Genomic DNA, 23,721 nt, shown 5'->3' with positions numbered 1-23,721 from the left:
TCGGTAGCACAGGCACTGCGCCGGGCGGTAAAGCACCGTCGGACAGAGCAGTCGTTGGTGCATCATTCAGATAGAGGTATCCAATATTGCTCAGGGATGTACCAAGCGTTGCACGCGAAGTACGGTATTCGATGCTCAATGACGGACGGCTATGACTGCTACCAAAATGCCTTGGCAGAGCGGGTCAACGGGATATTAAAGACAGAGCTTATGCTCCAGCGACCACAGGATTTAACGCAGGCGAAGAAGATGGTGAGTGAGTCGGTATCGATCTACAACGGCGAGCGTCCGCACCTGTCTTTGAAATACAAAACGCCCGATGCGGTGCATCGGGCGTTAGGGTGAAACAGGTGTAAACCTATTTCAGGACTAGACACTTCAATTTCAGTAGTGCTGCTGATGGCCTCTTCGCGGGCAAGCCCGCTCCCACAGGGATCTCATATGCACTGAAGCCCCATGTGGGAGCGGGCTTGCTCGCGAAAGCGGTTAAGCAGTCACCGCAGAACCTTCAGGCTCAACCGCCACCAACCCTTCCTTCATCCGCTTGGCATCGCGCACGAAACACCGCGAAGCCAGGAACAGAAACACCACGGTGAACAACAGCGCCACCGGAATCAGGTACATCGCGTCATGCAGGCCGACCGCCTTGAACGCCTCAGTCATCTGCTGCGCGCCCGCCGCCAGCATCGCCGTATTGGCAAAGTGATCCGACAAGGCCCCGACCACCACCGGCCCCAAACCGCCGCCCAACAGATACAGCCCGGCAAAGAACAGCGCCATGGCCGTTGCCCGCAACCGCGGCTCGACCACATCCTGAATCGCCGTGTACACGCAGGTGTAGAAGTTGTAGGCGAACAACCAACCCAGGCTAAACACCGCAACAAACACACCGATCTCGATTCGCCCGGAATGCAGCGCCCACGCAGTGCAAACCGTCGAAATCACCAAGCTGAAAGCCGCAAACAACAGCCGCCCGTTGGCGACCCGTTGGTGAATCTTGTCCGCGATCCAGCCACCGAGGGTCAGGCCGACCAAACCGGTCACACCGACAATAATCCCGGTGGCAACCGCAGCTTCCTGCAACGGCATAAGGAAATAGCGTTGCAGCATCGGCACCAGAAAGGAGTTGCAGGCATAGGTGGCGAAGTTGAAACACAGGCCCGCCATCACCAGCCACAGGAAGGTTGGCACGGCCAGTACCCGACGGATCGGCCGATCGATCTTTTCCTGGGAAACCTGAACGCTCTCGGCGGCGCCGCGCTTCGGTTCCTTGATGAAAAACATGAAGATTGCCAGAAACAGCCCGGGCACCGCCGCGATAAAGAACGGTGCGCGCCAGCTATCGAAGGCCTTGACCATCGCACCGATGGTAAAGAACGCCAGCAACAGCCCCAATGGCAGCCCCAGCATGAAGATCCCCATGGCCCGCGCCCGGCGGTGAGCCGGAAACAAGTCGCCGATCAGCGAATTGGCGGCTGGCGCGTAACTGGCTTCGCCAATGCCGATGCCCATGCGCACGATCAGGAAGCTCCAGAAACTGCCCACCATGCCGTTAACGGCCGTCAACCCGCTCCACACCGCCAGCCCCCAGCCCATCAGCTTGCTGCGCGAGCCGGTATCGGCCATGCGCCCCAGCGGCAAGCCCGCAATGGCGTAGACGATGGTGAATGCCGTCCCGATGATCCCCAACTGGAAATCACTGAGGTGCCATTCCATGCGAATGGGCTCGATGATGATGGCCGGGATGGTACGGTCGAAAAAATTGAACAGGTTGGCCAGGAACAACAGGAACAGAATGCGCCAGGCATTGGCCGCTTGGGTCGAGTTCTGCATGGGTCCGTCTCTTTTATTGTTTTTGGGGCGTCACTGTCCCCGGACTTTGCAATCTAGACAGGCCGGCCGCACCTGTCTTTCATTATTCGCCAGGCTGATACCTGCCCATGGTGCACATGCCTGTGGGAGCGTTCGCCGGATGGGTATCCAGCAGCCCGTCCGGCCGATGAAAAATAACTTTGAGCCCCCCTTCCCAAGCCGTTGGCGAAGCCTAGAATAGCGGCCTTGTTTCCCCCCTGTGTCTCCACTCCTCCTTACGATAATCGCCCATGTCCGAAGCCAGTCCGTGTCTGAATTGCGGTGCCTGCTGTTCTCATTTTCGCGTGTCATTTTTCTGGGGTGAATGCGCCTCGTCCGGGGGGACCGTACCCGATGAGCTTGTCGAGCAGATCAGCCCCAGTCGGGTCGCGATGCTCGGCACCGGCTGCAAACCCGTACGCTGCACCAGCCTGGTGGGAGAGGTGGGCAGTACGGTGCAATGCTCGATTTACGAAAAACGCTCCAGCACCTGTCGGGAGTTCGAGGCTTCCTGGGTCGATGGCGAGGCCAATCCCGATTGCGACGCGGCCCGTGCCGCTTTCGGCTTGCCGGCCCTGCAGCCCGTATTCGAGACGCCTCAGAAGCAATTCGCCTGAGTCATAGCACTAATCGCTATCAGGCTAATATCAAAAAGATTGGCATCAATGTGCCACTACCGCTTGCGCTCCATCCATGCCCTCTATACTCCAAGGCATTCGCCGGCGCTCCTTGCGCCAGCCTGAGGATAACAATGGGGCATTCTATGGAATGGCTTGGTTTGCATTTCCTTACCGAGCTACCAGAGAGTGGGCAGGTCGTACTTAATTGCACACATGACCCTTTTCTGGTGCTGCTGGCTTATCTGGTCGCCTGTGTCGGCTGTTTCGCGACACTGGACATGGCCGAACGGGTTGCTCACGCTGAAAATTCAGCTTCCAAGACACGCTGGCGCTGGGTTGGCAGCGGATGCCTGGCCGGCGGTATCTGGGCCATGCACTTCGTCGCGATGCTGGCATTCCAGACACCTATCGATCTTCACTATCAACTGCCTGTCACGGTGTTCTCGTTAACCATCGCGCTGCTCGCCGCGTGGCTGGCAATGCATACCCTCAGCCTCCCTGATTTGAGTTTGCAGCGGTGTATCAAGGCATCGATCGGGATCGGCCTGGGTATCGCGACCATGCATTACGTGGGCATGACGGCCATGCACTCCAATGCCGAGGTCTATTACCATCCGGGCCTGTTCGCCCTTTCCATCGCGATCGCGATCGGTGCCGCGCTGGCAGCCTTGTTGCTGGCATGGTATCTGCGCGACGGCACCGGCTTGCTGCATCAGCTCTTCAAATACAGCGCCAGCCTATTGCTCGGGGCTGGCATCCTCAGCATGCACCTCACTGCGATGGCCGCCTTCAACATGGTGCTGCCCAGCGACAGCCTGCCGACGCAATCCGGCGAAAACAGCCACATGCAACTGGCACTGACCGTGACCGTCATGGCCCTGCTGATCATCGGCAGCAGCATCAGCGCGGCACTGGCGGACAAGAAGCTGCAACATAAGGACCACGACCTGCAACGGGTCAACTCCCTGCTCAGCCAACTGGACCAGGCGCGCATGTCACTGCAACAGGTGGCGCACTACGACCCGCTGACCAACCTGATCAACCGCCGCGGGTTCAACCAGATCTTCGCCGAAAAACTCATGGAGAAAACCAACGAAGGCGGGATGCTGGCGGTCATGTTCCTGGACATCGACCATTTCAAGCGGATCAACGACAGCCTTGGTCACGATGCCGGTGACGATCTGCTCAAAGTGCTTGCCCAACACATCAAGAGCTCGATTCGCAGTCACGAGGATGTGGTCGCACGCTTCGGTGGTGACGAGTTCTGCCTGCTCATCAACCTGCATGATCGTGAGGAGGCGCGGCATATGGCCCAACGCATCATGCTGAAAATGAAGGAGCCTATCGAGCTGGCCGGAAGGCGCATGGTCATGACCACCAGCATCGGCATCAGTCTGTTTCCGGAAGACGGCAAGACGTGTGAGGAACTGCTGAAGAACGCCGACCTGGCGCTGTATCAGTCCAAGGGCAGCGGCCGCAACGGGCTGAATTTTTTCAGCGCCAACCTGAAAGCCCGCGCCATACTGGAGCTGCAGCTGGAAGAAGAATTGCGCCACGCCCTGCGTGAAGATACCGGACTGATGCTCTATTACCAGCCGATCTATGACCTCAAGACCGGTCAGGTCAGCAAGCTCGAAGCCTTGATTCGCTGGCAGCACCCGGTCCATGGTTTACTCGTACCGGATCGTTTTATCGCCATCGCCGAGGCCAACGGCCTGATCGCCGAACTGGACAACTGGGTGCTGCGCAAGGCCTGCGAGGACTTGGGCGAGTTGTCGCGCAAGGGCTGTGAAGACCTCAAGATCGCCGTGAATTGCTCGCCGCTGAACCTCGCACGCGAAGAACTGGCCGATGAAATCGAGTACGCATTGCGGGTCGCCGGTGTGGCGCCCAACCGGCTGGAACTGGAAGTCACGGAAAACGCCTTGATGGGCAATATCGCCAACACCCTGGTGTTGCTGCGACAGATTCGCGCCCTCGGCGTGTCGCTGTCGATCGATGACTTCGGCACCGGCTATTCATCCCTGGCCTACCTCAAGCGCTTGCCGCTCAACACGCTGAAAATCGACCGTTCCTTCATCCAGGACATCCCCAAGGCCACCCAGGACATGGAGATTGTCCAGGCGATTATCGTCATGGCCCATACCCTGCACCTGCAAGTGGTCACCGAAGGGGTGGAAACCTTCGAGCAATACCAATTCCTGGAAAACCACGGCTGTGACTTCGTCCAGGGCTATCTGCTGAGCCGGCCGGTACCACTGGCCGAGCTGCATCCGGTGCTGAACGAAATCAACCAGCGCAAGCACGCCTATACCGTCACGACGCTGAGCCTGGCTCACGGTACATCTGCACTAATGTAGACGGGTCTTTCTCAAGGAAACCCTGACTCCCATGCAGGCGCATCAACTGCGCGGCCAGACCGCTGATCGGTGTCGCCGAGCCTTGCTCACGGGAAAACTTCACCGCTGCATCCAGATCCTTGAGCAACGTGCGCACGTGCCACTTGACCGGTTCGAAACGGTTTTCAGCCATCTGCGGGGCAAGGAACTGCAAGGGCTTCGAATCGGCAAAGCCGCCGGCCAGCGCTTCGGCGATCAGGCTGGCATCAACCCCGGAACGTTCCGCCAGCGCGACCACTTCGGCAATCACCAATGCATTGCAGGCGACGATCATCTGATTGCACGCCTTGGTCACCTGCCCTGCCCCGACGCCGCCCATGTGCGTCACACGTTGCCCCAGGTTCAACAGCACAGGCCGGACCCGTTCCAGATCCTGTACTTCACCGCCGACCATGATTGCCAGGCTTCCAGCCTCGGCACCGACCACGCCACCGGACACCGGCGTGTCGAGCCAGCCCATGCCGGTTTTAGCGGCGAGATCCGCGGCCATTTCCCGCGTAGCGTTGGGCTCCAGGCTGGAGAAATCCACCAGCAACTGGCCTTTTTTTGCTCCCGCCACAATGCCTGCCGGACCAAACACGACCTCGCGTACGACTGACGTATCCGCCAGGCACAGCATCACCACGTCAGCGTGCTGGCACAGTTCGGACGGGCTGGCGACCTGGCGTGCGCCGGCCTCCACCAGCGGCTTGCACTTCTGCGGATTGCGATTCCATACCGCCAGCGGATAACCCGCGGCCAGCAGGCGCCGACACATCGGCAACCCCATCAGGCCGATCCCGGCAAACCCCAGCGAAGGTAGCGTTGACATCATTTTGCCTCTTCTTGATTAAAGATCACCGAATATTGGCCGATTCATCATGACTTAGGAAAGGATTCACCCCCGAGCGATACTCAGGCTAAAGACCAAGGCATGGTCCAAGTACGCGCTGAAAAAAGACGCGATTGTATTCCGTGACGGTTCGACGACAGTGAGTCGGCCAACCAATCAGCCCAGGTAGATGGCGAACAATGACTTCTAAAAACAACCCGGCCACTGCGGTAACCGATCTGACGTTGAGCCCCGCGGCCAACAGCCCGTCATCACCGAAGCCATTGGTTCAATCGCGCCCGTTGGCGACCCAGCAATATCTTTACTTCACCGAAACCAACACCGACCGCATTCTCGACAACCTCGACGGCCTGCGCGACATGGTGTTCCCGCGCGCACCGCACCTGGAAGGCGACAGCGAACAGCACAGCGATCAGGAATTCCCGTCGGTGTGCCTGATCGGCCTGGGCCGCTGCGGCTCGAACATTGCGCTGGACGTGGCGGAGCTGGTGTACAACGCCCGCAAGTTCTACCTCAACGAATTCAACAACGAAGATCGCCTGTCGCCGGACAAGCGCTTTGCCGAAAAGGGCTACAGCCCGGCCCAGTGGATCCGCAACAACCTGCGCCTGGGCCAGAACAAAAACACCAAGCCGGTGTTTCTGGTCGAGCCGCTGGTGATGCTTGGCGACCTGGACAAGGACATCGCCGGCCGCATCCGCTTCTCGCGCAAGGGCGAAAAAAGCGGCTTCCTGCGCGACTATAGCAAGATGAAGATCATGGACCTGTCGGAAGTCCACGCCGGTGGCGCCGGTAACGCGCCGATCCTCGGCCAGTACCTGGCCAAGATCATCCTGAACAAGGATACCCAGCGTTTCTCCAGCCCTGACTGGAAGATGATTCATTCGTACCTGATCGACAGCTGCGGCATCAAGGCCAACCAGTCGCGCCTGTATTTCTCGATCTTCAGTGCCGGCGGCGGTACCGGCTCGGGCATGGCCTCGGAGTTTGGCCTGGCCCAGCAGCACTCGTACATGAACAAGACGTTCGACACCAAGCCGATGGACGAGCATGACAGCAAGAGCGGCCACTCCTTCGTCTTCGAACCGATCTTCACCAGTGGCATCTGTGTACTGCCGAACATTTCCGATCACCGCAGTGAAATGTCCGAGGCATTGCACATCAACGCCGGCCGCCTGCTGTGCAAATACCTGTCAGAAGAATGGGACTTCTCCTACAACTTCGCCAACGAAGACAGCAGCGAAGCCAGCGTCATGGGCCGCATCCGCCCCTGGAACGCGATGATGCTGATCTCCAACGACATCATGCGTTACGCCGAAGAAAACGATGACGGCAATATCCAGAACATTGATGTCAATGCCATGGAAAAGCATGCCAACCAGTACATCTCGCAGCAGATATTCAACATTCTGACGGCCCAGGCGGTCACCACCGACTACGACCAGAACTATTTCCGTCGCGCCGGCATCGACATCGGCGAAACCATCCGCCTGGACGCCAACGACCTGTTCATGAGCCTGGCCGGCCCGGTGGCCATTGCCTACGCCGAGTCCGTGGTGCCGGAAACCCCGCCGCCGAGCAGCGACAAATTCAAGGTGTTCGAGAAAGAGCCGCAGCGTCTGAACATCGACGATCTGTTCTTCCGTTCGATCGACCTGCCGCACTTCAACAAGGTCACCCAGGCCATCGAAGGCATCAGCCTGTTGCCGATCGAGTCCAAGCGCTATCGCGCGTCGCTGGAGCAGTACAAGAACTCGGGTTACGACGCGGCGGCCCTGCATGACCTGCACTTCTTCAAGAACTGCTCGTCGGTGGTGTCGATCGTTTCCTTGCCCAAGGACTACAAGCTGTCCTACATGGATTTGAACCGGTTGAAGACTCACCTCAACAGCCTGTTCCCCAACACCACGCTCAAGCGCTACGCGCTGGTGATCGGTGCTTCGGCCAACCTGTCGCTGACCACCCTGATCGCCAAGAGCCCGTGCCTGTCGGACGATTTCCTGACGCTGATCGTGGCCTTCATCAAGCGCTGCTTCGCGAAAAACCCGTACCGCTTCGACGAGACCCTGGACAACTCGATCCTGGACTTCATCATCAACGAACAGTTCGATGAAGACCGCATCGACGAGTTGCTCAACGAATTCGAGAACCCGGCGAAGATCCTCGACACCAACTGGTATGCGATCAAGCCGATGTACGAGAAGAAGTACCGCGAACTGATCAATGACAAGGAAAAATTTGTCTCGATCAACGACATCCGCCTGTCCCGGGATTGCGTGAAGAAATCGATCAAGTACCTGCGCGAGATCTACCGTCACCGCATTGGCAAGACCAAGGTTATTTCGTTGAACAACCATACAGGCAAGACCGCTCACTAAGCGTCGTCCCCATTCGCGAGCAAGCCCGCTCCCACATTTAACCGTGTTCTTCCAGAAGGAATGCAGTCGAATGTGGGAGCGGGCTTGCTCCGGGCGGCGATCCGACGAAGGCGGCCTTGAACTCACCGAATTTCAACATCCAGAAACAATTGAGCAGACGTTCAGTCGCCCTCCCAACTGTTCCCGTTACGTTTACGTCACCGTGAGGCTGTGGCCTTTCTCCACGGCAACATGCCATCACGCTACTCGGCTACACACTTTTCCCCGGCAAAGGCGCGCACCAACAAGGTGCAACCCTTTAAGCCTGCGCCCTTTCCTGGATCAGAATCCACGGCGAAACAACCACGGCCCACAGTTGCGGATCACGCTCGAAAAGATCCAGCGCCCGTGTTTCAGACAGCTTGCCGAGCTTGTCAGCGGCCAGCCAGGCAGCCACTTTCTCCCCTTCATCCTGGGCCACGGCCTCGGCGGCGGCGATCAGATCCAGGCCAGGATCGACCCACAATAGGGCACCCTTGGCGAAGAACGGCTCCAGCTCTTTCCAGGTAATAGATGCAGTTTCACCAAGCAGTTTGGCATAGAGGGTGCTAGGTTCTTGATTCATGGGACTGTCCGGAAAAGAAATCGACGTAGATGATAACGTCGGTGGTCTGGCAGAAAAACCCGGATGCAATTGAGTGACGGAAATGAAAAGCGCAGGAAAGCCAGGGAATGCTTTGAATCCGGCTATAAGCCCCTCAACACCCCGCCGCAATTCTGTCTTTTACTTTCAATAAAGCGACACTTGCAGGTTTTGTCCCCCGGCGCCGCCTTCCCAGGCTGACAATCGGCGCTCTACACTGTACCGGTACAGTTGCCGAGGGACTTTTCCGGGGAATGTCGCAGATATCTGACCCGGTTCTGCTGCTTTCGGCGCCAGGACTATAAAAACTACAACAGTAAGAGTGGAGCACTATGACTAAGGCTACTAAGCAGATTTCCAAACTGTTTGCCGCTATGGTTCTGGCCGGGGTTGCCAGCCATTCGTTCGCAGCTGACACCATCAAGATCGGCATCGCCGGCCCTAAGACCGGCCCTGTAGCCCAATACGGCGACATGCAGTTCAGTGGCGCGAAAATGGCCATCGAGCAAATCAACGCCAAGGGCGGCGTAGACGGCAAGAAACTCGAAGCCGTTGAATACGATGACGCCTGTGATCCGAAACAAGCTGTGGCAGTCGCGAACAAAGTCGTCAACGACGGCGTCAAGTTCGTGGTCGGTCACCTGTGCTCCAGCTCCACTCAACCGGCTTCGGACATCTACGAAGACGAAGGCGTGATCATGATCACCCCGGCTGCCACCAGCCCGGACATCACCGCCCGTGGTTACAAAATGGTGTTCCGCACCATCGGTCTGGACAGCGCCCAGGGCCCTGCCGCCGGTAACTACATTGCCGATTTCGTAAAACCGAAGATCGTTGCTGTTCTGCACGACAAACAGCAATACGGTGAAGGCATCGCCACCGCCGTGAAGAAAACCCTGGAAGGCAAAGGCGTGAAAGTCGCCGTGTTCGAAGGCGTCAACGCCGGCGACAAAGACTTCTCGTCCATGATCTCCAAGCTCAAGCAAGCCAACGTCGACTTCGTCTACTACGGCGGCTACCACCCGGAGCTGGGCCTGATCCTGCGTCAATCCCAGGAAAAAGGCCTGAAAGCCAAATTCATGGGTCCGGAAGGCGTGGGTAACGACTCCATTTCGCAGATCGCCAAGGACGCTTCCGAAGGCCTGCTGGTGACCCTGCCGAAATCCTTCGACCAGGATCCAGCCAACGTTGCCCTGGCTGATGCGTTCAAAGCCAAGAAAGAAGATCCGAGCGGTCCGTTCGTGTTCCCGGCCTACTCGGCTGTGACCGTGATCGCCGACGGCATCAAGGCTGCCAAGTCCGAAGACTCCGCCAAGGTGGCTGAAGCCATCCACGCCGGCACCTTCAAGACACCTACCGGCGACCTGAGCTTCGACGAAAAAGGCGACCTGAAAGACTTCAAATTCGTGGTTTACGAGTGGCACTTCGGCAAACCAAAAACTGAAGCCAAGCCTCAGTAAGGCATTGCCTGACTGACTGCCAACAAAGCCCACGGCGTGCCGTGGGCTTTGTTTTACGAACGTATCTGGGCCGCGCTGGCGTGATCCGCCAGTCTCCCCACCTGAAAATCTCAAAACCGTCATCAGCGGTTCGCTGGCAAACCCCGGATTCGAAGTGGATGCAGATCCACGGGGCCCGGGCGGGAAAATGACTCCACCAGTGAAATGCGTATCAGGTTTTTAGGAGCGCTGTAATGCCTGACATCTATCACTTCTTCCAACAGCTGGTTAATGGCCTGACCATTGGCAGCACGTATGCCCTGATCGCCATCGGCTATACGATGGTCTACGGCATCATTGGAATGATCAACTTCGCCCACGGCGAGGTGTACATGATTGGCTCCTACGTGGCGTTCATCGCCATCGCCGGGCTGGCCATGCTGGGACTCGACAGCGTTCCGCTGTTGATGACCGCCGCTTTTCTCGCCACCATCGTTGTAACCAGTGCCTACGGCTACAGCATCGAACGGATCGCCTACCGCCCCTTGCGCGGCAGCAACCGTCTAATCCCGCTGATCTCCGCCATCGGCATGTCGATCTTCCTGCAGAACACCGTTCTGCTGGCGCAAGACTCCAAGGACAAATCCATTCCCAACCTGATTCCGGGCAACTTTGCCTTTGGGCCAGGTGGCGCACATGAAGTGCTGATTTCCTACATGCAAATCGTGGTGTTCGTGGTGACCCTGGTCGCCATGCTCGGCCTGACCCTGTTCATCTCTCGCTCTCGCCTGGGTCGCGCCTGCCGCGCCTGCGCCGAAGACATCAAGATGGCCAACCTGCTGGGTATCAACACCAACAACATCATCGCCCTGACCTTCGTCATCGGTGCTGCACTGGCGGCCATCGCCGCCGTGCTCCTGAGCATGCAGTACGGTGTGATCAACCCGAACGCCGGTTTCCTCGTCGGCCTCAAGGCCTTCACCGCAGCGGTACTGGGCGGTATCGGCAGCATCCCCGGCGCCATGCTCGGCGGGATCGTGCTTGGGGTAGCGGAAGCCTTTGGTGCCGACATCTTCGGCGACCAGTACAAGGACGTCGTGGCTTTCGGTCTATTGGTTCTGGTGCTGTTGTTCCGGCCAACCGGCCTGCTGGGCCGTCCGGAGGTTGAGAAGGTATGACTAGAAATCTTAAACAGGCGCTGTTCAGCGCTTTGCTGGTGTGGGCCGTGGCCTATCCGGTACTCGGTCTGAAGCTGACCATCGTCGGCATCAACCTCGAAGTTCATGGCACCAGCGACGCCACCCTGATCACCATCGCGGTGTGCTCGGTGCTGATGTTCCTGCGTGTGCTGTTCGACCAGCAGATCAGCTCGGCCTGGCGCTCTTCGCCGAGCATGCCGCTGATCCCGGCCAAGGCCAGCAACTTCCTGACCCTGCCGACCACTCAACGCTGGATCATCATCGCGTTGATCGCCGGTGCCCTGGTCTGGCCGTTCTTCGGTTCTCGCGGTGCGGTGGATATCGCCACGCTGGTGCTGATCTACGTGATGCTCGGCCTCGGTCTGAACATCGTGGTTGGCCTGGCCGGTCTGCTCGACCTAGGTTACGTCGGTTTCTATGCCGTTGGCGCCTACAGTTATGCGCTGCTGTCGCATTACTATGGCCTGAGCTTCTGGATCTGCCTGCCGATTGCCGGCCTGATGGCAGCCACGTTCGGCTTCCTGCTCGGTTTCCCGGTACTGCGCTTGCGCGGTGACTACCTGGCCATCGTGACCCTGGGCTTCGGTGAAATCATCCGACTGTTCCTGCGTAACCTGACCGACATCACCGGTGGCCCGAATGGCATCAGCAACATCGAGAAACCGTCGTTCTTCGGCCTGACCTTTGAACGTAAAGCGGCTGAAGGCCTGCAGACGTTCCACGAGTACTTCGGCCTGGAATACAACTCGATCAACAAGGTGATCTTCCTCTACCTGGTTGCGTTGTTCCTCGCGCTGTTCGCCCTGTTCGTCATCAACCGCTTGCTGCGCATGCCTCTGGGCCGTGCCTGGGAAGCCCTGCGTGAAGACGAAATCGCTTGCCGTGCACTGGGTCTGAACCCGACGATCATCAAGCTGTCGGCCTTCACCCTCGGTGCCTGCTTCGCCGGTTTCGCCGGCAGCTTCTTCGCTGCGCGTCAGGGCCTGGTGACACCGGAGTCCTTCACCTTCATCGAGTCGGCGACCATCCTCGCCATCGTGGTGCTGGGCGGCATGGGCTCGCAACTGGGTGTCGTACTCGCCGCCACGGTGATGATCCTGTTGCCGGAAATGATGCGTGAGTTCAGTGAGTACCGCATGTTGATGTTCGGTGCCTTGATGGTACTGATGATGATCTGGCGCCCTCAGGGTCTGCTGCCCATGCAACGTCCTCACATGGAGCTGCGCAAATGAGCCGCGAGATCCTGAAAGTAGAAAACCTGAGCATGCGCTTCGGCGGCTTGCTGGCGGTCAACGGCGTAGCCTTGAGCGTGAAAGAGAAACAAGTGGTTGCGCTGATCGGCCCCAACGGTGCCGGCAAGACCACCGTGTTCAACTGCCTGACCGGCTTCTACAAGCCGAGCGGCGGCAGCATCCTGCTCGACGGCGAGGCCATCGAAGGTCTGCCCGGCCACAAAATCGCCCTCAAGGGCGTGGTGCGCACCTTCCAGAACGTGCGGCTGTTCAAGGACATGACGGCGGTCGAGAACCTCTTGATCGCCCAGCACCGTCACCTGAACACCAACTTCCTGTCCGGTCTGTTCAAGACGCCGTCGTTCCGCAAAAGCGAGCGCGAGGCCATGGAATTCGCCGAGTACTGGCTGGACAAGGTCAACCTCAAGGCGTTTGCCAACCGTCCAGCCGGCACCCTGGCCTACGGTCAGCAACGTCGCCTGGAAATCGCCCGCTGCATGATGACCCGCCCGCGGATCCTCATGCTCGACGAACCGGCCGCGGGCCTGAACCCGAAGGAAACCGAGGACCTCAAGGCGCTGATCAGCATGCTGCGTGAAGAGCACAACGTCACCGTGCTGCTGATCGAACACGACATGAAACTGGTCATGAGCATCTCCGACCACATCGTCGTGATCAACCAGGGCACGCCTCTGGCCAATGGCACGCCGGAACAGATCCGCGACAATCCTGAAGTGATCAAAGCCTACCTGGGGGAAGCGTAAATGCTGCAGTTCGAAAACGTTTCCACCTTCTACGGCAAGATCCAGGCCCTGCACAGCGTCAACGTCGAAGTCCGCCAGGGCGAGATCGTGACCTTGATCGGTGCCAACGGTGCCGGCAAGTCCACGCTGCTGATGACGCTTTGCGGTTCGCCGCGGGCCCACAGCGGCAGCATCCGCTACATGGGTGAGGAACTGGTCGGCCAGGAATCCTCGCAGATCATGCGCAAGAGCATTGCCGTGGTGCCGGAAGGTCGTCGGGTGTTTTCCCGCCTGACCGTGGAAGAAAACCTGTCCATGGGCGGTTTTTTCACCGCCAAGGGCGACTATCAGGAACAGATGGACAAGGTCCTCGGACTTTTCCCACGCCTGAAAGAACGCTTCGCCCAGCGTGGCGGCACCATGTCCGGCGGCGAACAGCAAATGCTCGCCATCGGCCGTGCGCTGATGAGCAAACCCAAGCTGTTGCTGCTCGATGAGCCTTCCCTGGGCCTGGCACCGATCATCATCCAGCAGATCTTCGACATCATCGAACAACTGCGCAAGGACGGTGTGACGGTGTTCCTGGTCGAGCAGAACGCCAACCAGGCGCTGAAAATCGCTGACCGTGCCTACGTTCTGGAGAACGGCCGGGTGGTGATGACCGGTACCGGTGAAGCACTGTTGACCGACCCGAAAGTGCGCGACGCGTACCTCGGTGGTTGAGCCATTGCGGTAAACAAGAAAACGGCCTTTGCAGGCCGTTTTTTTATGCCTGGCACCTTTTTCACAACGTTGAAGATCCCTTGTGGGAGCGGGCTTGCTCGCGAATAGGGAGGGTCAGTCGACATTGTTGTTGTCTGACACGCCGCATTCGCGAGCAAGCCCGCTCCCACAGGTTTTGTGCAATCCATTACAACCGATCCAGCGCCTCCCCGCTGCGCTTGAACCACCCGATCAGATAATCCGCCAGTACCTGCGTGCGCTTGGGCAACCCACCCTGATACGGATGAACCAGGTACATCGGCATGCTGCGGGTCTGATAATCGCGCAGCAGCCATCGCAAACGCCCGTCGGCCAGTTCTGTTGGCAAGCAGTAGGACGGCAGGCGCGCAATACCGGCGCCGACCAGCGCGGCTTTCTTCAACAGGTTGTAATGGTTGCTGGCGAACGGCCCCGACACCCGCACCCGCAATAACTCGTGCTGCTGGTGATAAAGCCATTCTTCCCGGCCGCTGTAATGGCTGTTGAGCAGGCAGCGATGCTCGGCCAGCGCCTGGGGGGTTTGCGGTTCACCGTATTGCTCAAGGTAAGCCGGGCTGGCACAGGTGAGCTCTTGCCACGCCAGCAGTGGACGCGCCACCAGTCGCTGGTCAATGGCCACGTCGGAACGAATCGCCAGATCGAAGCCGTCACGGGACAGATCGCGATAGTTGTTGTTGAGCTCCAACTCGATCTGCACTTGGGGATACATGGCGGAGAACTCCAACAACAGGCCGTCGAAGAAGGTTTCCCCGAGTGACACCGGCACCGTCATCCGCACCGGGCCGGCCATGTCGTCCTTCAGACGCGCCAGAGCCTGGCGCGCCCGCTCGACTTGCACCACCAGCGCCTGTGCCTGGGGCAACAACGCAGCGCCGGCCGCGGTCAGGCTCAAGCGGCGGGTGGTACGTTGCAACAACACCACGGAAAACTGCGCTTCCAACTGGCTGATGCGCTTGGACAGCTGGCCTTTGCTGCAACCGAGCTGCTGCGCCGCCAGGGTAAAACTCCCCGCTTCGATCAACACCGCGAACGCGGCGAGGTCGTCCATCTCGCTCATGGATTGTTTCCATTTGAAAACCAAAGGTTGCCTATTAGTGCGCTTATCTACGAAAAAAACCACCCTAAACTGATACCTCGTTCAACCCACAATGAGGATCAGCCTCCATGAAAATTCTTTTGATCGGCGCAGGCGGCACCATCGGTTCGGCCGTCGACAAGGAACTGTCGCAACGCCACGAAATCATCCGCATCGGTCGCACCAGCGGCGACTTTCAGGTGGACATCAGTGACAGCGCCTCGATTCGCAAACTGTTCGAGCAGACAGGCAAATTCGATGCACTGGTGTGTGCCGCCGGCAACGTGACCTTCGCACCGCTCAACGAGATGACCGAAGAGAGCTTTGCCCTGGGCCTGAGAGACAAGCTCATGGGCCAGGTCAATCTGCTGCTGATCGGCCGCGAGTTCGCCAATGACGGTGCTTCGTTCACCTTCACCACCGGCGTGCTCAGTCACGATCCGATCTACAGCGGTGCCTCGGCAGCACTGGTCAACGGTGCACTGGACAGTTTCGTCCGAGCCGCTGCCATCGAACTACCCCGCGGCCTGCGCGTGAACTCGATCAGCCCGAACGTCCTGGTCGAAGCCATGGGTAAATATGCGCCGTACTTCCGTGGCTTCAAGCCGGTTCCTGCGGCGGATGTGGCCTTGGCCTACGCTAAAAGCGTGGAAGGCCTGCAAACAGGTCAGACCTTTCACATCTGAAGATGAAAAATCGCAACCTGCGTCAGCGCCAATACAAAGTGGAGACGATAACGGGTTGTGATGAACGGTCAGGCTGAGTAACGTGGCGGCACTTGTCAGGAGACCCCACGATGCGTGTTGCCCGTTCCTTAGTCCTCGTTGCCCTGCTTCCGCTGTTCGCCGCCTGCCAGTTGTTCGACGGTGAACGGCAGAGTGCCTCCCATGTCGGCCAGACACGCATGCAAGGCCAGTTGACCGCGGCGGACGGCAAACTGCTGTTCCAGCCGTGCAGCCAGACCAACCGCTACGTGGTCAACGATACGGGCGGCACCAGCGTCCTGCAGCAGGCCGCAAACCTGGCGGACAAGCAGGGCAAGCTGTTTGCCGACGTGCGCGGGCGGGTTGTGGCCGGCAGCGGTGGTGACGGCCAGCTCGATCTGGAGCAGTTGTACCGCGTCGAGCGCTCGGGCAACGCGTGCGACGATCCGAATTTCAAGCTGCTGATCCTGCGCGCCGCCGGCCACACCCCGGAATGGAGCGTGAAAGTCAGCGGCAAAGGCATGGTCCTCGACCGGGCCGGCCAGCCGCCGTTGGCCGTGCCTTACGTCGAAGAGCAGCTGGGCGATGGCCGTTTCAACCTCAGCACCGAAGCCAACAACCAGCACATCGAACTGTGGGTTGCACCGCAACGCTGCGTCGACAGCAGCACCGGCAGCATCCAGCACATGAGCGCTGAACTGCGCATCGACGGTCAGGTGCAACGCGGTTGCGGTTATTTCGGCGGATCGCGCGACGACTGATCGTTTAAGCCTCACGGGCCTGCGCCTTTGGGGCTTATAATCGCGGGCTTCAAACGCCCTGGCGCAGTTGTGCGCCCCGCGAACCGGATCCCGCCATGTTACGAATCACCGAACTCAAGTTGCCGATCGACCATCCCGAAGAAGACCTGCGCCCTGCCATCGTGCAGCGCTTAGGGCTAGCCAGCGATGACCTGCTCGATTTCACCTTGTTCAAGCGCAGCTACGATGCGCGTAAAAAGTCCTCCGAACTGTGCTTCATCTACACCATCGACCTTGAAGTTCGCGACGAGGCGGCGGTACTGCACAAGTTTGCCGATGACCGTAACGTCAGCGTGGCGCCGGATGTCAGCTACAAAGCGGTCGGCCAGGCACCGGCCGACCTGAGTACGCGGCCGATCGTCGTAGGCTTCGGTCCGTGCGGGATTTTCGCCGGGCTGCTGCTGGCGCAAATGGGCTTCAAGCCGATCATCCTCGAACGCGGCACCGAAGTACGCCAGCGCACCAAGGACACCTGGGGCCTGTGGCGCAAAAGCGTACTCAACCCGGAATCCAACGTGCAGTTCGGCGAAGGCGGCGCGGGGACATTCTCCGACGGCAAGCTCTACAGCCAGATCAAGGACCCGAAATTCCTCGGTCGCAAGGTCCTGCACGAGTTCGTCAAGGCCGGCGCACCGGAAGAAATCCTCTACGTCAGCAAGCCGCACATCGGTACGTTCCGCCTGACCGGCGTCGTGGAAAACATGCGTGAGCAGATTCGTGCCTTGGGCGGTGAAGTGCGCTTCCAGCAGCGTGTCACCGACGTGCTGATCGAGGACGGCCAACTGGTCGGCGTCGAACTCAATGGCGGCGAGCAAATCCACTCCAGACACGTGATCCTGGCCCTCGGCCACAGCGCCCGGGACACCTTCCGCATGCTTCACGGCCGTGGTGTGTTCATGGAAGCCAAGCCGTTCTCGGTGGGTTTCCGCATCGAACACCCGCAGTCGCTGATCGACCGCGCGCGGCTGGGCAAGTACGCCGGGCACCCGAAACTGGGCGCCGCCGACTACAAACTGGTGCACCACGCCAAGAACGGCCGCTCGGTCTACAGCTTCTGCATGTGCCCGGGCGGCACCGTGGTGGCGGCGACGTCCGAACCGAACCGCGTGGTCACCAACGGCATGAGCCAGTACTCGCGCAACGAGCGCAATGCCAACTCCGGTATCGTCGTCGGCATCACCCCGGAAGTCGATTATCCGGGCGGCCCGCTGGCTGGTATCGAGCTACAGGAACGCCTGGAATCCCACGCATTCGTGCTGGGCGGCAGCAACTACGAAGCGCCGGCACAATTGGTCGGCGATTTTATCGCGGGCAAACCGTCCACCGAACTGGGCAGCGTCGAGCCGTCCTACAAGCCGGGCGTTGCCCTGGGTGATCTGGCACTGGCGTTGCCGGCATTCGCCATCGAAGCCATTCGCGAAGCCCTGCCGGCATTCGAGAAGCAGATTCGTGGTTACTCGCTACACGACGCGGTGTTGACCGGGATCGAGACCCGTACCTCCTCGCCGCTGCGTATTACCCGCAACGAGTCGTTGCAGAGCCTGAACGTGAAAGGCTTGTTCCCGGCCGGTGAAGGCGCCGGTTATGCGGGAGGGATTCTGTCGGCGGGTGTTGATGGTATTCGCATTGCAGAAGCAGTGGCCCGGGACATCCTCGGCCTCGATGCCTGATACCACTCTAATGTGGGAGCGGGCTTGCTCGCGAAGACGGTTTCACATCCAGCATATGTGTTGGCTGATTGACCGCTTTCGCGAGCAAGCCCGCTCCCACATTTGATCTTCGCCGTGTCAGATATTGGCGCGCAAAACCGAGTCCGGCAGCGGCTCCCCCCGCTCCACCGTCGCCGCCACCGCAGCCATCAAGCCACTCAACTCATACCCCTGAGCCTTGAGCCACTGCGGATCGTAATAGGTCGTGGCGTATCGCTCGCCGCTGTCACACAGAATCGCCACCATCGACCCCGTCTCCCCCGCCGCCTTCATGTGCTGGGCGGCCATCAGTGCGCCGATCAGGTTGGTCCCGCTCGACCCGCCCACATGGCGTCCCAGACGCTCCGCCAGGTAGTGCATGGCCGCCAGCGACAGGGCATCCGGCACCTTGACCATGGCGTCGATCACCTTGGGCAGAAACGACGCCTCCACGCGCGGCCGGCCGATGCCTTCGATACGCGAGCCGTGGTCCAGTCGCAGGCTGGCATCGCCGGTCTGGTAGTAATCGAAAAACACCGAACGCTCGGCATCGGCACACAGCACGCGGGTGCCATGCTGGCGATAACGCACGTACCGACCCAGGGTGGCGGTGGTGCCGCCGGTACCGGGGCTGGAAATCAGCCAGCTCGGTTCGGGATGCTGCTCGAAACGCATCTGCTGAAAGATCGACTCGGCAATGTTGTTGTTCGCCCGCCAGTCAGTGGCGCGCTCGGCGTAGGTGAACTGGTCGATGAAGTGCCCGTCGTGTTCACGAGCCAGACGCTCGGACTCGGCGTAGATTTGGGTCGGGTCGTCGACCAGATGACTTTGGCCACCGTAGAAGGCGATCTGCGCAATCTTCTCCTTGGACGTGGTCGCCGGCATCACCGCAATGAACGGCAAGCCCAGCATGCGTGCGAAATACGCCTCGGAAATCGCCGTCGAACCGCTGGAAGCCTCAATGACCGGCGCACCGGGCTTGAGCCAGCCGTTACACAGCGCATACAGGAACAGCGAGCGAGCCAGCCGGTGCTTCAGGCTACCCGTGGGGTGGCTGGACTCATCCTTGAAGTACAACTCGATACCCGGAAAACCTGGCAGCGGCAAAGGGATCAGGTGGGTGTCTGCGCTGCGCTGGTAGTCGGCTTCGATGATCCGGATCGCTTCGCGGGACCACTGTCGGTTGTCGCTCATGATGGTTTTCTCATTGAATCAGGCAAGAGTCGGCCTTGTCACAGGGCTCAACCATCAAGCTTAGGAAAAAACCTACATCCAGCACAGGTACAGCTGAGATCCAATACGACCGACAACTGCTAGGCTCAGTTCGCTGCTGACGGCTTACGTTGTAACGACATATAACAAAAAAGAATATAACTTTTGTTTTAACAACTAACAGTACTTGTTAGGGTGTAACACCTTTTGAACTCACGGATGGAGAGCGACCTTGCCTCTGCGTAGCACTTTCACGCGTTTCTTTCAGTTGGAAGCTGCCAGCGGTCTGTTACTGATCGCCGCTGCCGTTCTGGCTCTGATTATCAACAACTCGCCGCTGTCGTGGCTATACAACGGCCTGCTGGACACCCCCGTGGTGGCCCAGATCGGCGCGCTGAAAATCGCCAAGCCTTTGCTGCTGTGGATCAACGACGGCCTGATGGCGCTGTTCTTCCTGCTGATCGGCCTGGAAGTAAAGCGTGAAGTCCTCGATGGCCAGTTGTCCAAACCATCGCAAATCGTCCTGCCCGGTGCCGCTGCCGTTGGGGGCATGGTGGTGCCGGCGCTGATCTACTGGTACCTCAATCGCGACACGCCACCGGCCCTCAACGGCTGGGCAATCCCGACCGCCACCGACATTGCCTTCGCCCTTGGCGTGCTGGCGCTACTGGGCAAACGGGTTCCGGTATCGCTGAAACTGTTCCTGATGACCCTGGCGATCATCGACGACCTCGGCGCGATCATCATCATTGCGATCTTCTATTCCGGCGCGTTGTCGACCCTGTCCCTGGCGCTGGCCACGGCCTGTATTGCGGCGCTGATCGGGATGAACCGGCTTGGCGTGGTCAAGCTCGGACCGTACATGATCATCGGCTTGATCCTCTGGGTCTGCGTGCTCAAGAGCGGTGTCCACGCCACCCTGGCCGGCGTGACCCTGGCTTTCTGCATTCCGCTGCGCACGAAAAATGCCGAACCATCGCCATTGCTGACCCTGGAACACGCCCTGCACCCGTGGGTCGCCTACGGCATCCTGCCGCTGTTCGCCTTTGCCAATGCCGGCCTGTCCCTGAGCGGTGTCACCGTCGAAAGCTTCACTCACCATGTCCCCATGGGCATCGCCATCGGGCTACTGCTGGGCAAGACCGTCGGAGTCTTCGGTCTGACCTGGCTGGCCGTGAAAACCGGTATCGCCGCCCTGCCCCAAGGCGCCAACTGGGGCCAGATACTGGGCGTGGCGATTCTCTGCGGCATTGGTTTCACGATGAGTCTGTTTGTCGGCTCGCTGGCTTTCGAGCCAGGCGTGAGTGATTTCGCCGGGATGGACCGCATGGGGATCTTGACCGGTTCGATTCTGGCGGCGCTGATCGGTTATGTGGTGACGGCGATGGCCAGCCGCAAGAACACTGCGCTGGCCTCCTGATAACCCGCGATAACGCCTGGCGCCAATCAAGACTCGCCTGAGCTGAAAAACAAAAAACCCGATCAGCCATCTGATCGGGTTTTTTGTTTATCCGGTGTTTGCGCTTAGTGCGAAACGCGGCTGGTGCCATTCACACTTGCGATGCGCACACGCTCGCCAACACGGAACACTTCGTTCGGCTGAACTTCCTGAACGTAGGCGCGCATGCTGCCATCGTCTTCGCGCACGGTGATTTCCACGCCCTGGGTGCGGGTCAGGCCTTCTTCAGCGGCTGAACCGAGCAGGCCGCCGGCCACGGCACCGATGACCGCAGCAACGACGCTGCCTTTGCCGCCACCAATAGAGCTGCCGCCAACGCCACCGACCACTGCGCCAGCAGCGCCGCCGATCGGGGTTTTGGTGCCTTCGATTTTCACTGGACGCAATGCTTCGATGGTACCCATGCGAACGGTCTGCACTCGACGCGCCTCGTCACGGGAATAGGAGTCACCGGTCAGGCTCGATTGGCAACCAGTGAGCAACATCGCCATCGTGGAAAAGGAAGCAACCAGTAGAACAGACTTACGCATAGCATCAACTCCAAAGAAACAGATGTTCATTAAACTCCGCCGCTTGACGCCTGTCACGACACAGCCCGGGTAAAATTGGTTTGATTCAGGCTCCGTTAAGGCGCCCCCACGAACTCACACAGTAGCGGCAAATTCGGAAAACTGCCCACTGGCCAAGGATTTCAATGGACTACTTTATCATCGTCGTCACGACTGTTGCCGGTTTGTACTTCCATTGGTGGCTGTACGTGCGGATCAAACGCTGGATGGACCGCGACCTGGCGCTAGCGCTGGCGGGCAAGGACGAGCAGAAAAAAGCCTTCATGCTCGAACAACTGGCGAGTGCCCGGGCGCAGAAAATCAAGCGTCGAGACCTGCCGAAGTGGCTGGAGGCCGCTGCGACAGGCTATCCCGATCGGTAGACTGCTCAGGGTGCCAGACGTTCAAGAATCCAGTCGGCGCCCTGCTGGCGGTAATTGAGGCGGTCGTGCAGGCGGCTTGGGCGGCCTTGCCAGAATTCGATGCGCTCAGGCAGCAGGCGATAACCGCCCCAGTGTTCCGGGCAATGGGGCTGGGTGTCGCTGAAACGTTGCTCGGTGTCCTTGAGCAGCGCTTCGAGTTCGCCACGACCGTTGATCACGCGGCTCTGGGGCGATGCCCAGGCCCCCAGGCGACTGCCCAGTGGACGGACCTGATAATAGGCGTCGGACTCCTCAGGCGTTACCTTCACCACCCGCCCTTCGATGCGCACCTGGCGCTCCAGCGCCGGCCAGAAAAACGTCATGGCTGCGAACGGATTCGCAGCCAGATGCTGGCCCTTGGCGCTTTCGTAGTTGGTGAAAAAGGTGAAGCCCTGCTCGTCCAGGCCCTTGAGCAACAGAATGCGACAGTGCGGTCGACCGTCCTGATCGACGGTGGCCAGGGTCATGGCGTTGGCTTCCACCGGCGCCTGTTCGGTTTTCACCGCGTCGGCGAACCACTGGTGGAACAGCGCGAACGGCTCGGCCGGGGCTTGTGCCTCGGTCAGGCCATCACGGGTGTAGTCACGACGCATATCAGCCAGGCCCTGGGTCATGGCGCATTCCTTTTGGTTAACGAATCACTGCTTTGCAGTATCGGTGGCGGCGACTTTCTTGTCAGCCGTCGAGGCTTTGGCTGGCGTGGTCTTTTTTGCCGGCGTTGCGGTTTTCGCAGGTGCTTTCTTGGCCGACGCTTTTTTCGCCGGGGCTTTTTTCGTCGCTGGAACAGCAGCCTTTTTAGTCGCTGGGGCCGGTGTCACAGGCTTGGCGACCGGCTTGGCGACCGGCTTGGCGTCCGCGGCAGCGACCATGGTCACAGGTGCCGGAGCCGGCATGTTGTACTTGCCAAGCAGCGCGACCATTGTGTTTTGCGGGGTCACCAGCAGTTCCACACGACGGTTCAACGCACGCCCTTGCACGCTGTCGTTGGCGGCACGCGGCGCATCACCGCCCAGGCCGCGCAGCATCAAGCGATCACGCTGCAGACCACTGAGACGGAAAATCGCCGCAACGGACTGGGCACGCTCCTGGCTCAGCTTGACGTTGGCAGCCGCGGCGCCGGAGGTATCGCTGTGGCCGAGGATCAACACCGCGGTCTTTGGATCGGCTTCAAGGATCTTGGCTACGCGGGTGAACGGACCGAGCGTGACCGGCAGCAGCATGGCCGGACGATCAGGGTTGAACGAGCCTTCGACCGGCGCGGTCACCACCAGTACGTTTTCGCGGCGCTCGAGTTGCAGGTTGCTGCCCTTGACCGCCTCGCGCAGACGCGGTTCGTAGTCGTCAAGCCAGGCCTGGGTGACTTTCGGGTCGGGCATCGGCACGGCCTTGGCGGTGCTCTGCTCGCTACCGCCGAATGGCCACCACCACTTGCTGCCGCTATCGGTTTCGGCCTTGGCCACCGCAACCGGTTTGACCTCGGGCTTCACCTCCGGCTTGGCCACGGGCTTGCCGGCACTGTCGTCGGAACCGAACGGCCAGTACCAGTGGCTGCCGCTTTCAGTCTTGGCGACAGGTGTCGTCGCGTCTTTCTGTGGTGTCTGTGCACAACCGGTAATAGCGAAGCACAGGGCCAAGGCGAGGGTTTTATTGGATGACATTGGATATCCACAAAAATGAAGTCAAAAAATCAGGCCACATTGGCCTAATGCCAGTCAGTTAAGCAATTTCAGCCGCGA

The 23,721-nt window shown here is 59.6% G+C and carries 21 protein-coding genes and 1 pseudogene; 14 read left to right on the top strand and 8 right to left on the bottom strand.

Going from position 1 to position 23,721, the window contains the following annotated elements; translation table 11 throughout:
- Positions 1–373: pseudogene (locus tag AC07W4_RS22155) on the top strand (transposase); the annotation flags it as partial.
- 113 nt (positions 374–486) lie between these two features.
- On the opposite strand, the gene AC07W4_RS22150 reads toward AC07W4_RS22155, so the two are convergent.
- Positions 487–1,833, bottom strand: coding sequence for a spinster family MFS transporter (locus AC07W4_RS22150; protein ID WP_495033989.1), 1,347 nt, complete (start codon positions 1,831–1,833; stop codon positions 487–489).
- A gap of 269 nt (positions 1,834–2,102) precedes the next feature.
- Between AC07W4_RS22150 and AC07W4_RS22145 the strand changes: the two genes are divergently transcribed.
- Positions 2,103–2,468, top strand: a complete 366-nt coding sequence (locus AC07W4_RS22145) for a YkgJ family cysteine cluster protein (protein WP_495033988.1) — start codon at positions 2,103–2,105, stop codon at positions 2,466–2,468.
- A 146-nt stretch (positions 2,469–2,614) separates the two neighbouring features.
- Positions 2,615–4,831: a putative bifunctional diguanylate cyclase/phosphodiesterase gene (locus AC07W4_RS22140; RefSeq protein ID WP_495033987.1), complete on the top strand. Its 2,217-nt coding sequence runs from the start codon at positions 2,615–2,617 to the stop codon at positions 4,829–4,831.
- Here AC07W4_RS22140 and AC07W4_RS22135 read toward each other — a convergent pair.
- Positions 4,788–5,684, bottom strand: a complete 897-nt coding sequence (locus tag AC07W4_RS22135; protein WP_495033986.1) for an NAD(P)-dependent oxidoreductase — start codon at positions 5,682–5,684, stop codon at positions 4,788–4,790. The genes AC07W4_RS22140 and AC07W4_RS22135 overlap by 44 nt on opposite strands.
- Before the next feature lie 197 nt (positions 5,685–5,881).
- Here AC07W4_RS22135 and AC07W4_RS22130 point away from each other — a divergent pair, with 197 nt between their 5' ends.
- Positions 5,882–8,080, top strand: coding sequence for a hypothetical protein (locus AC07W4_RS22130; protein WP_495033985.1), 2,199 nt, complete (start codon positions 5,882–5,884; stop codon positions 8,078–8,080).
- Positions 8,081–8,378: 298 nt separating this feature from the next.
- Here the strand turns inward: AC07W4_RS22130 and AC07W4_RS22125 are convergent, their stop codons facing one another.
- Positions 8,379–8,684, bottom strand: a complete 306-nt coding sequence (locus AC07W4_RS22125) for a DUF2288 domain-containing protein (protein WP_008052913.1) — start codon at positions 8,682–8,684, stop codon at positions 8,379–8,381.
- Positions 8,685–9,034: 350 nt separating this feature from the next.
- Here AC07W4_RS22125 and AC07W4_RS22120 point away from each other — a divergent pair, with 350 nt between their 5' ends.
- The 5 genes from AC07W4_RS22120 (at position 9,035) to AC07W4_RS22100 (ending at position 14,038) form a co-directional block, all read left to right on the top strand.
- Positions 9,035–10,162 (top strand): branched-chain amino acid ABC transporter substrate-binding protein, encoded by a 1,128-nt coding sequence (locus AC07W4_RS22120; protein ID WP_008052914.1) that lies wholly within the window; start codon positions 9,035–9,037, stop codon positions 10,160–10,162.
- Between the two features lie 233 nt (positions 10,163–10,395).
- A complete protein-coding gene (gene livH, locus AC07W4_RS22115) occupies positions 10,396–11,319 on the top strand; it encodes a high-affinity branched-chain amino acid ABC transporter permease LivH (protein ID WP_008052916.1) in 924 nt (307 codons plus the stop codon).
- Positions 11,316–12,572 (top strand): high-affinity branched-chain amino acid ABC transporter permease LivM, encoded by a 1,257-nt coding sequence (locus AC07W4_RS22110; protein WP_008052917.1) that lies wholly within the window; start codon positions 11,316–11,318, stop codon positions 12,570–12,572. Before livH ends, AC07W4_RS22110 begins: the two co-directional genes overlap by 4 nt.
- Complete coding sequence (gene livG / locus AC07W4_RS22105) at positions 12,569–13,336, top strand: high-affinity branched-chain amino acid ABC transporter ATP-binding protein LivG (protein WP_008052918.1); 768 nt, start codon at positions 12,569–12,571, stop codon at positions 13,334–13,336. Before AC07W4_RS22110 ends, livG begins: the two co-directional genes overlap by 4 nt.
- Positions 13,337–14,038, top strand: a complete 702-nt coding sequence (locus tag AC07W4_RS22100; protein ID WP_495033984.1) for an ABC transporter ATP-binding protein — start codon at positions 13,337–13,339, stop codon at positions 14,036–14,038. It abuts the gene before it with no gap.
- 187 nt (positions 14,039–14,225) lie between these two features.
- Here the strand turns inward: AC07W4_RS22100 and AC07W4_RS22095 are convergent, their stop codons facing one another.
- Positions 14,226–15,134: a LysR family transcriptional regulator gene (locus tag AC07W4_RS22095; RefSeq protein ID WP_495033983.1), complete on the bottom strand. Its 909-nt coding sequence runs from the start codon at positions 15,132–15,134 to the stop codon at positions 14,226–14,228.
- 107 nt (positions 15,135–15,241) lie between these two features.
- On the opposite strand from AC07W4_RS22095, the gene AC07W4_RS22090 reads away from it, so the two are divergent.
- From AC07W4_RS22090 to AC07W4_RS22080, 3 genes are all read left to right on the top strand, one after another.
- On the top strand, positions 15,242–15,838 hold the full coding sequence (locus AC07W4_RS22090; protein WP_495033982.1) for a short chain dehydrogenase: 597 nt from the start codon (positions 15,242–15,244) through the stop codon (positions 15,836–15,838).
- 110 nt (positions 15,839–15,948) lie between these two features.
- Complete coding sequence (locus tag AC07W4_RS22085) at positions 15,949–16,617, top strand: COG3650 family protein (RefSeq protein ID WP_495033981.1); 669 nt, start codon at positions 15,949–15,951, stop codon at positions 16,615–16,617.
- 95 nt (positions 16,618–16,712) lie between these two features.
- Positions 16,713–18,326: an NAD(P)/FAD-dependent oxidoreductase gene (locus tag AC07W4_RS22080; protein ID WP_495033980.1), complete on the top strand. Its 1,614-nt coding sequence runs from the start codon at positions 16,713–16,715 to the stop codon at positions 18,324–18,326.
- A gap of 117 nt (positions 18,327–18,443) precedes the next feature.
- On the opposite strand, the gene AC07W4_RS22075 is transcribed toward AC07W4_RS22080, so the two are convergent.
- Entirely contained in the window at positions 18,444–19,541 is a 1,098-nt protein-coding gene (locus AC07W4_RS22075; RefSeq protein ID WP_495033990.1) for a PLP-dependent cysteine synthase family protein, read from the bottom strand.
- 247 nt (positions 19,542–19,788) lie between these two features.
- Here AC07W4_RS22075 and nhaA point away from each other — a divergent pair, with 247 nt between their 5' ends.
- The gene (gene nhaA / locus AC07W4_RS22070; RefSeq protein WP_495033979.1) at positions 19,789–20,976 is read left to right on the top strand and encodes a Na+/H+ antiporter NhaA; all 1,188 of its coding nucleotides are present in this window, start codon (positions 19,789–19,791) and stop codon (positions 20,974–20,976) included.
- Between the two features lie 104 nt (positions 20,977–21,080).
- Here nhaA and AC07W4_RS22065 read toward each other — a convergent pair whose 3' ends face one another.
- Positions 21,081–21,545 carry an outer membrane lipoprotein gene (locus AC07W4_RS22065; RefSeq protein WP_007992400.1) on the bottom strand — a complete coding sequence of 155 codons (465 nt, stop codon included), beginning with the start codon at positions 21,543–21,545 and terminating at the stop codon, positions 21,081–21,083.
- Positions 21,546–21,709: 164 nt separating this feature from the next.
- Between AC07W4_RS22065 and AC07W4_RS22060 the strand changes: the two genes are divergently transcribed.
- Positions 21,710–21,946 (top strand): hypothetical protein, encoded by a 237-nt coding sequence (locus tag AC07W4_RS22060; protein WP_008052930.1) that lies wholly within the window; start codon positions 21,710–21,712, stop codon positions 21,944–21,946.
- Between the two features lie 5 nt (positions 21,947–21,951).
- Here the strand turns inward: AC07W4_RS22060 and pdxH are convergent, their stop codons facing one another.
- Together pdxH and AC07W4_RS22050 are read right to left on the bottom strand one after the other, a co-directional pair.
- Positions 21,952–22,599, bottom strand: a complete 648-nt coding sequence (pdxH, locus tag AC07W4_RS22055; RefSeq protein WP_495033978.1) for a pyridoxamine 5'-phosphate oxidase — start codon at positions 22,597–22,599, stop codon at positions 21,952–21,954.
- 24 nt (positions 22,600–22,623) lie between these two features.
- Positions 22,624–23,643 (bottom strand): OmpA family protein, encoded by a 1,020-nt coding sequence (locus tag AC07W4_RS22050; RefSeq protein WP_495033977.1) that lies wholly within the window; start codon positions 23,641–23,643, stop codon positions 22,624–22,626.
- Positions 23,644–23,721 lie beyond the last annotated feature (78 nt).

The organism is Pseudomonas sp. GW821-FHT02A08 (assembly GCF_059422045.1).
This window is presented reverse-complemented; position numbering and strand designations above follow the sequence as displayed.

Bases quoted from the DNA above. Each gene is read 5' to 3' on its own strand.
- AC07W4_RS22150 (WP_495033989.1), bottom strand. From the start codon at position 1,833: ATGCAGAACTCGACCCAAGCGGCCAATGCCTGGCGCATTCTGTTCCTG.
- AC07W4_RS22145 (WP_495033988.1), top strand. From the start codon at position 2,103: ATGTCCGAAGCCAGTCCGTGTCTGAATTGCGGTGCCTGCTGTTCTCAT.
- AC07W4_RS22140 (WP_495033987.1), top strand. From the start codon at position 2,615: ATGGAATGGCTTGGTTTGCATTTCCTTACCGAGCTACCAGAGAGTGGG.
- AC07W4_RS22135 (WP_495033986.1), bottom strand. From the start codon at position 5,684: ATGATGTCAACGCTACCTTCGCTGGGGTTTGCCGGGATCGGCCTGATG.
- AC07W4_RS22130 (WP_495033985.1), top strand. From the start codon at position 5,882: ATGACTTCTAAAAACAACCCGGCCACTGCGGTAACCGATCTGACGTTG.
- AC07W4_RS22125 (WP_008052913.1), bottom strand. From the start codon at position 8,684: ATGAATCAAGAACCTAGCACCCTCTATGCCAAACTGCTTGGTGAAACT.
- AC07W4_RS22120 (WP_008052914.1), top strand. From the start codon at position 9,035: ATGACTAAGGCTACTAAGCAGATTTCCAAACTGTTTGCCGCTATGGTT.
- livH (WP_008052916.1), top strand. From the start codon at position 10,396: ATGCCTGACATCTATCACTTCTTCCAACAGCTGGTTAATGGCCTGACC.
- AC07W4_RS22110 (WP_008052917.1), top strand. From the start codon at position 11,316: ATGACTAGAAATCTTAAACAGGCGCTGTTCAGCGCTTTGCTGGTGTGG.
- livG (WP_008052918.1), top strand. From the start codon at position 12,569: ATGAGCCGCGAGATCCTGAAAGTAGAAAACCTGAGCATGCGCTTCGGC.
- AC07W4_RS22100 (WP_495033984.1), top strand. From the start codon at position 13,337: ATGCTGCAGTTCGAAAACGTTTCCACCTTCTACGGCAAGATCCAGGCC.
- AC07W4_RS22095 (WP_495033983.1), bottom strand. From the start codon at position 15,134: ATGAGCGAGATGGACGACCTCGCCGCGTTCGCGGTGTTGATCGAAGCG.
- AC07W4_RS22090 (WP_495033982.1), top strand. From the start codon at position 15,242: ATGAAAATTCTTTTGATCGGCGCAGGCGGCACCATCGGTTCGGCCGTC.
- AC07W4_RS22085 (WP_495033981.1), top strand. From the start codon at position 15,949: ATGCGTGTTGCCCGTTCCTTAGTCCTCGTTGCCCTGCTTCCGCTGTTC.
- AC07W4_RS22080 (WP_495033980.1), top strand. From the start codon at position 16,713: ATGTTACGAATCACCGAACTCAAGTTGCCGATCGACCATCCCGAAGAA.
- AC07W4_RS22065 (WP_007992400.1), bottom strand. From the start codon at position 21,545: ATGCGTAAGTCTGTTCTACTGGTTGCTTCCTTTTCCACGATGGCGATG.
- AC07W4_RS22060 (WP_008052930.1), top strand. From the start codon at position 21,710: ATGGACTACTTTATCATCGTCGTCACGACTGTTGCCGGTTTGTACTTC.
- pdxH (WP_495033978.1), bottom strand. From the start codon at position 22,599: ATGACCCAGGGCCTGGCTGATATGCGTCGTGACTACACCCGTGATGGC.
- AC07W4_RS22050 (WP_495033977.1), bottom strand. From the start codon at position 23,643: ATGTCATCCAATAAAACCCTCGCCTTGGCCCTGTGCTTCGCTATTACC.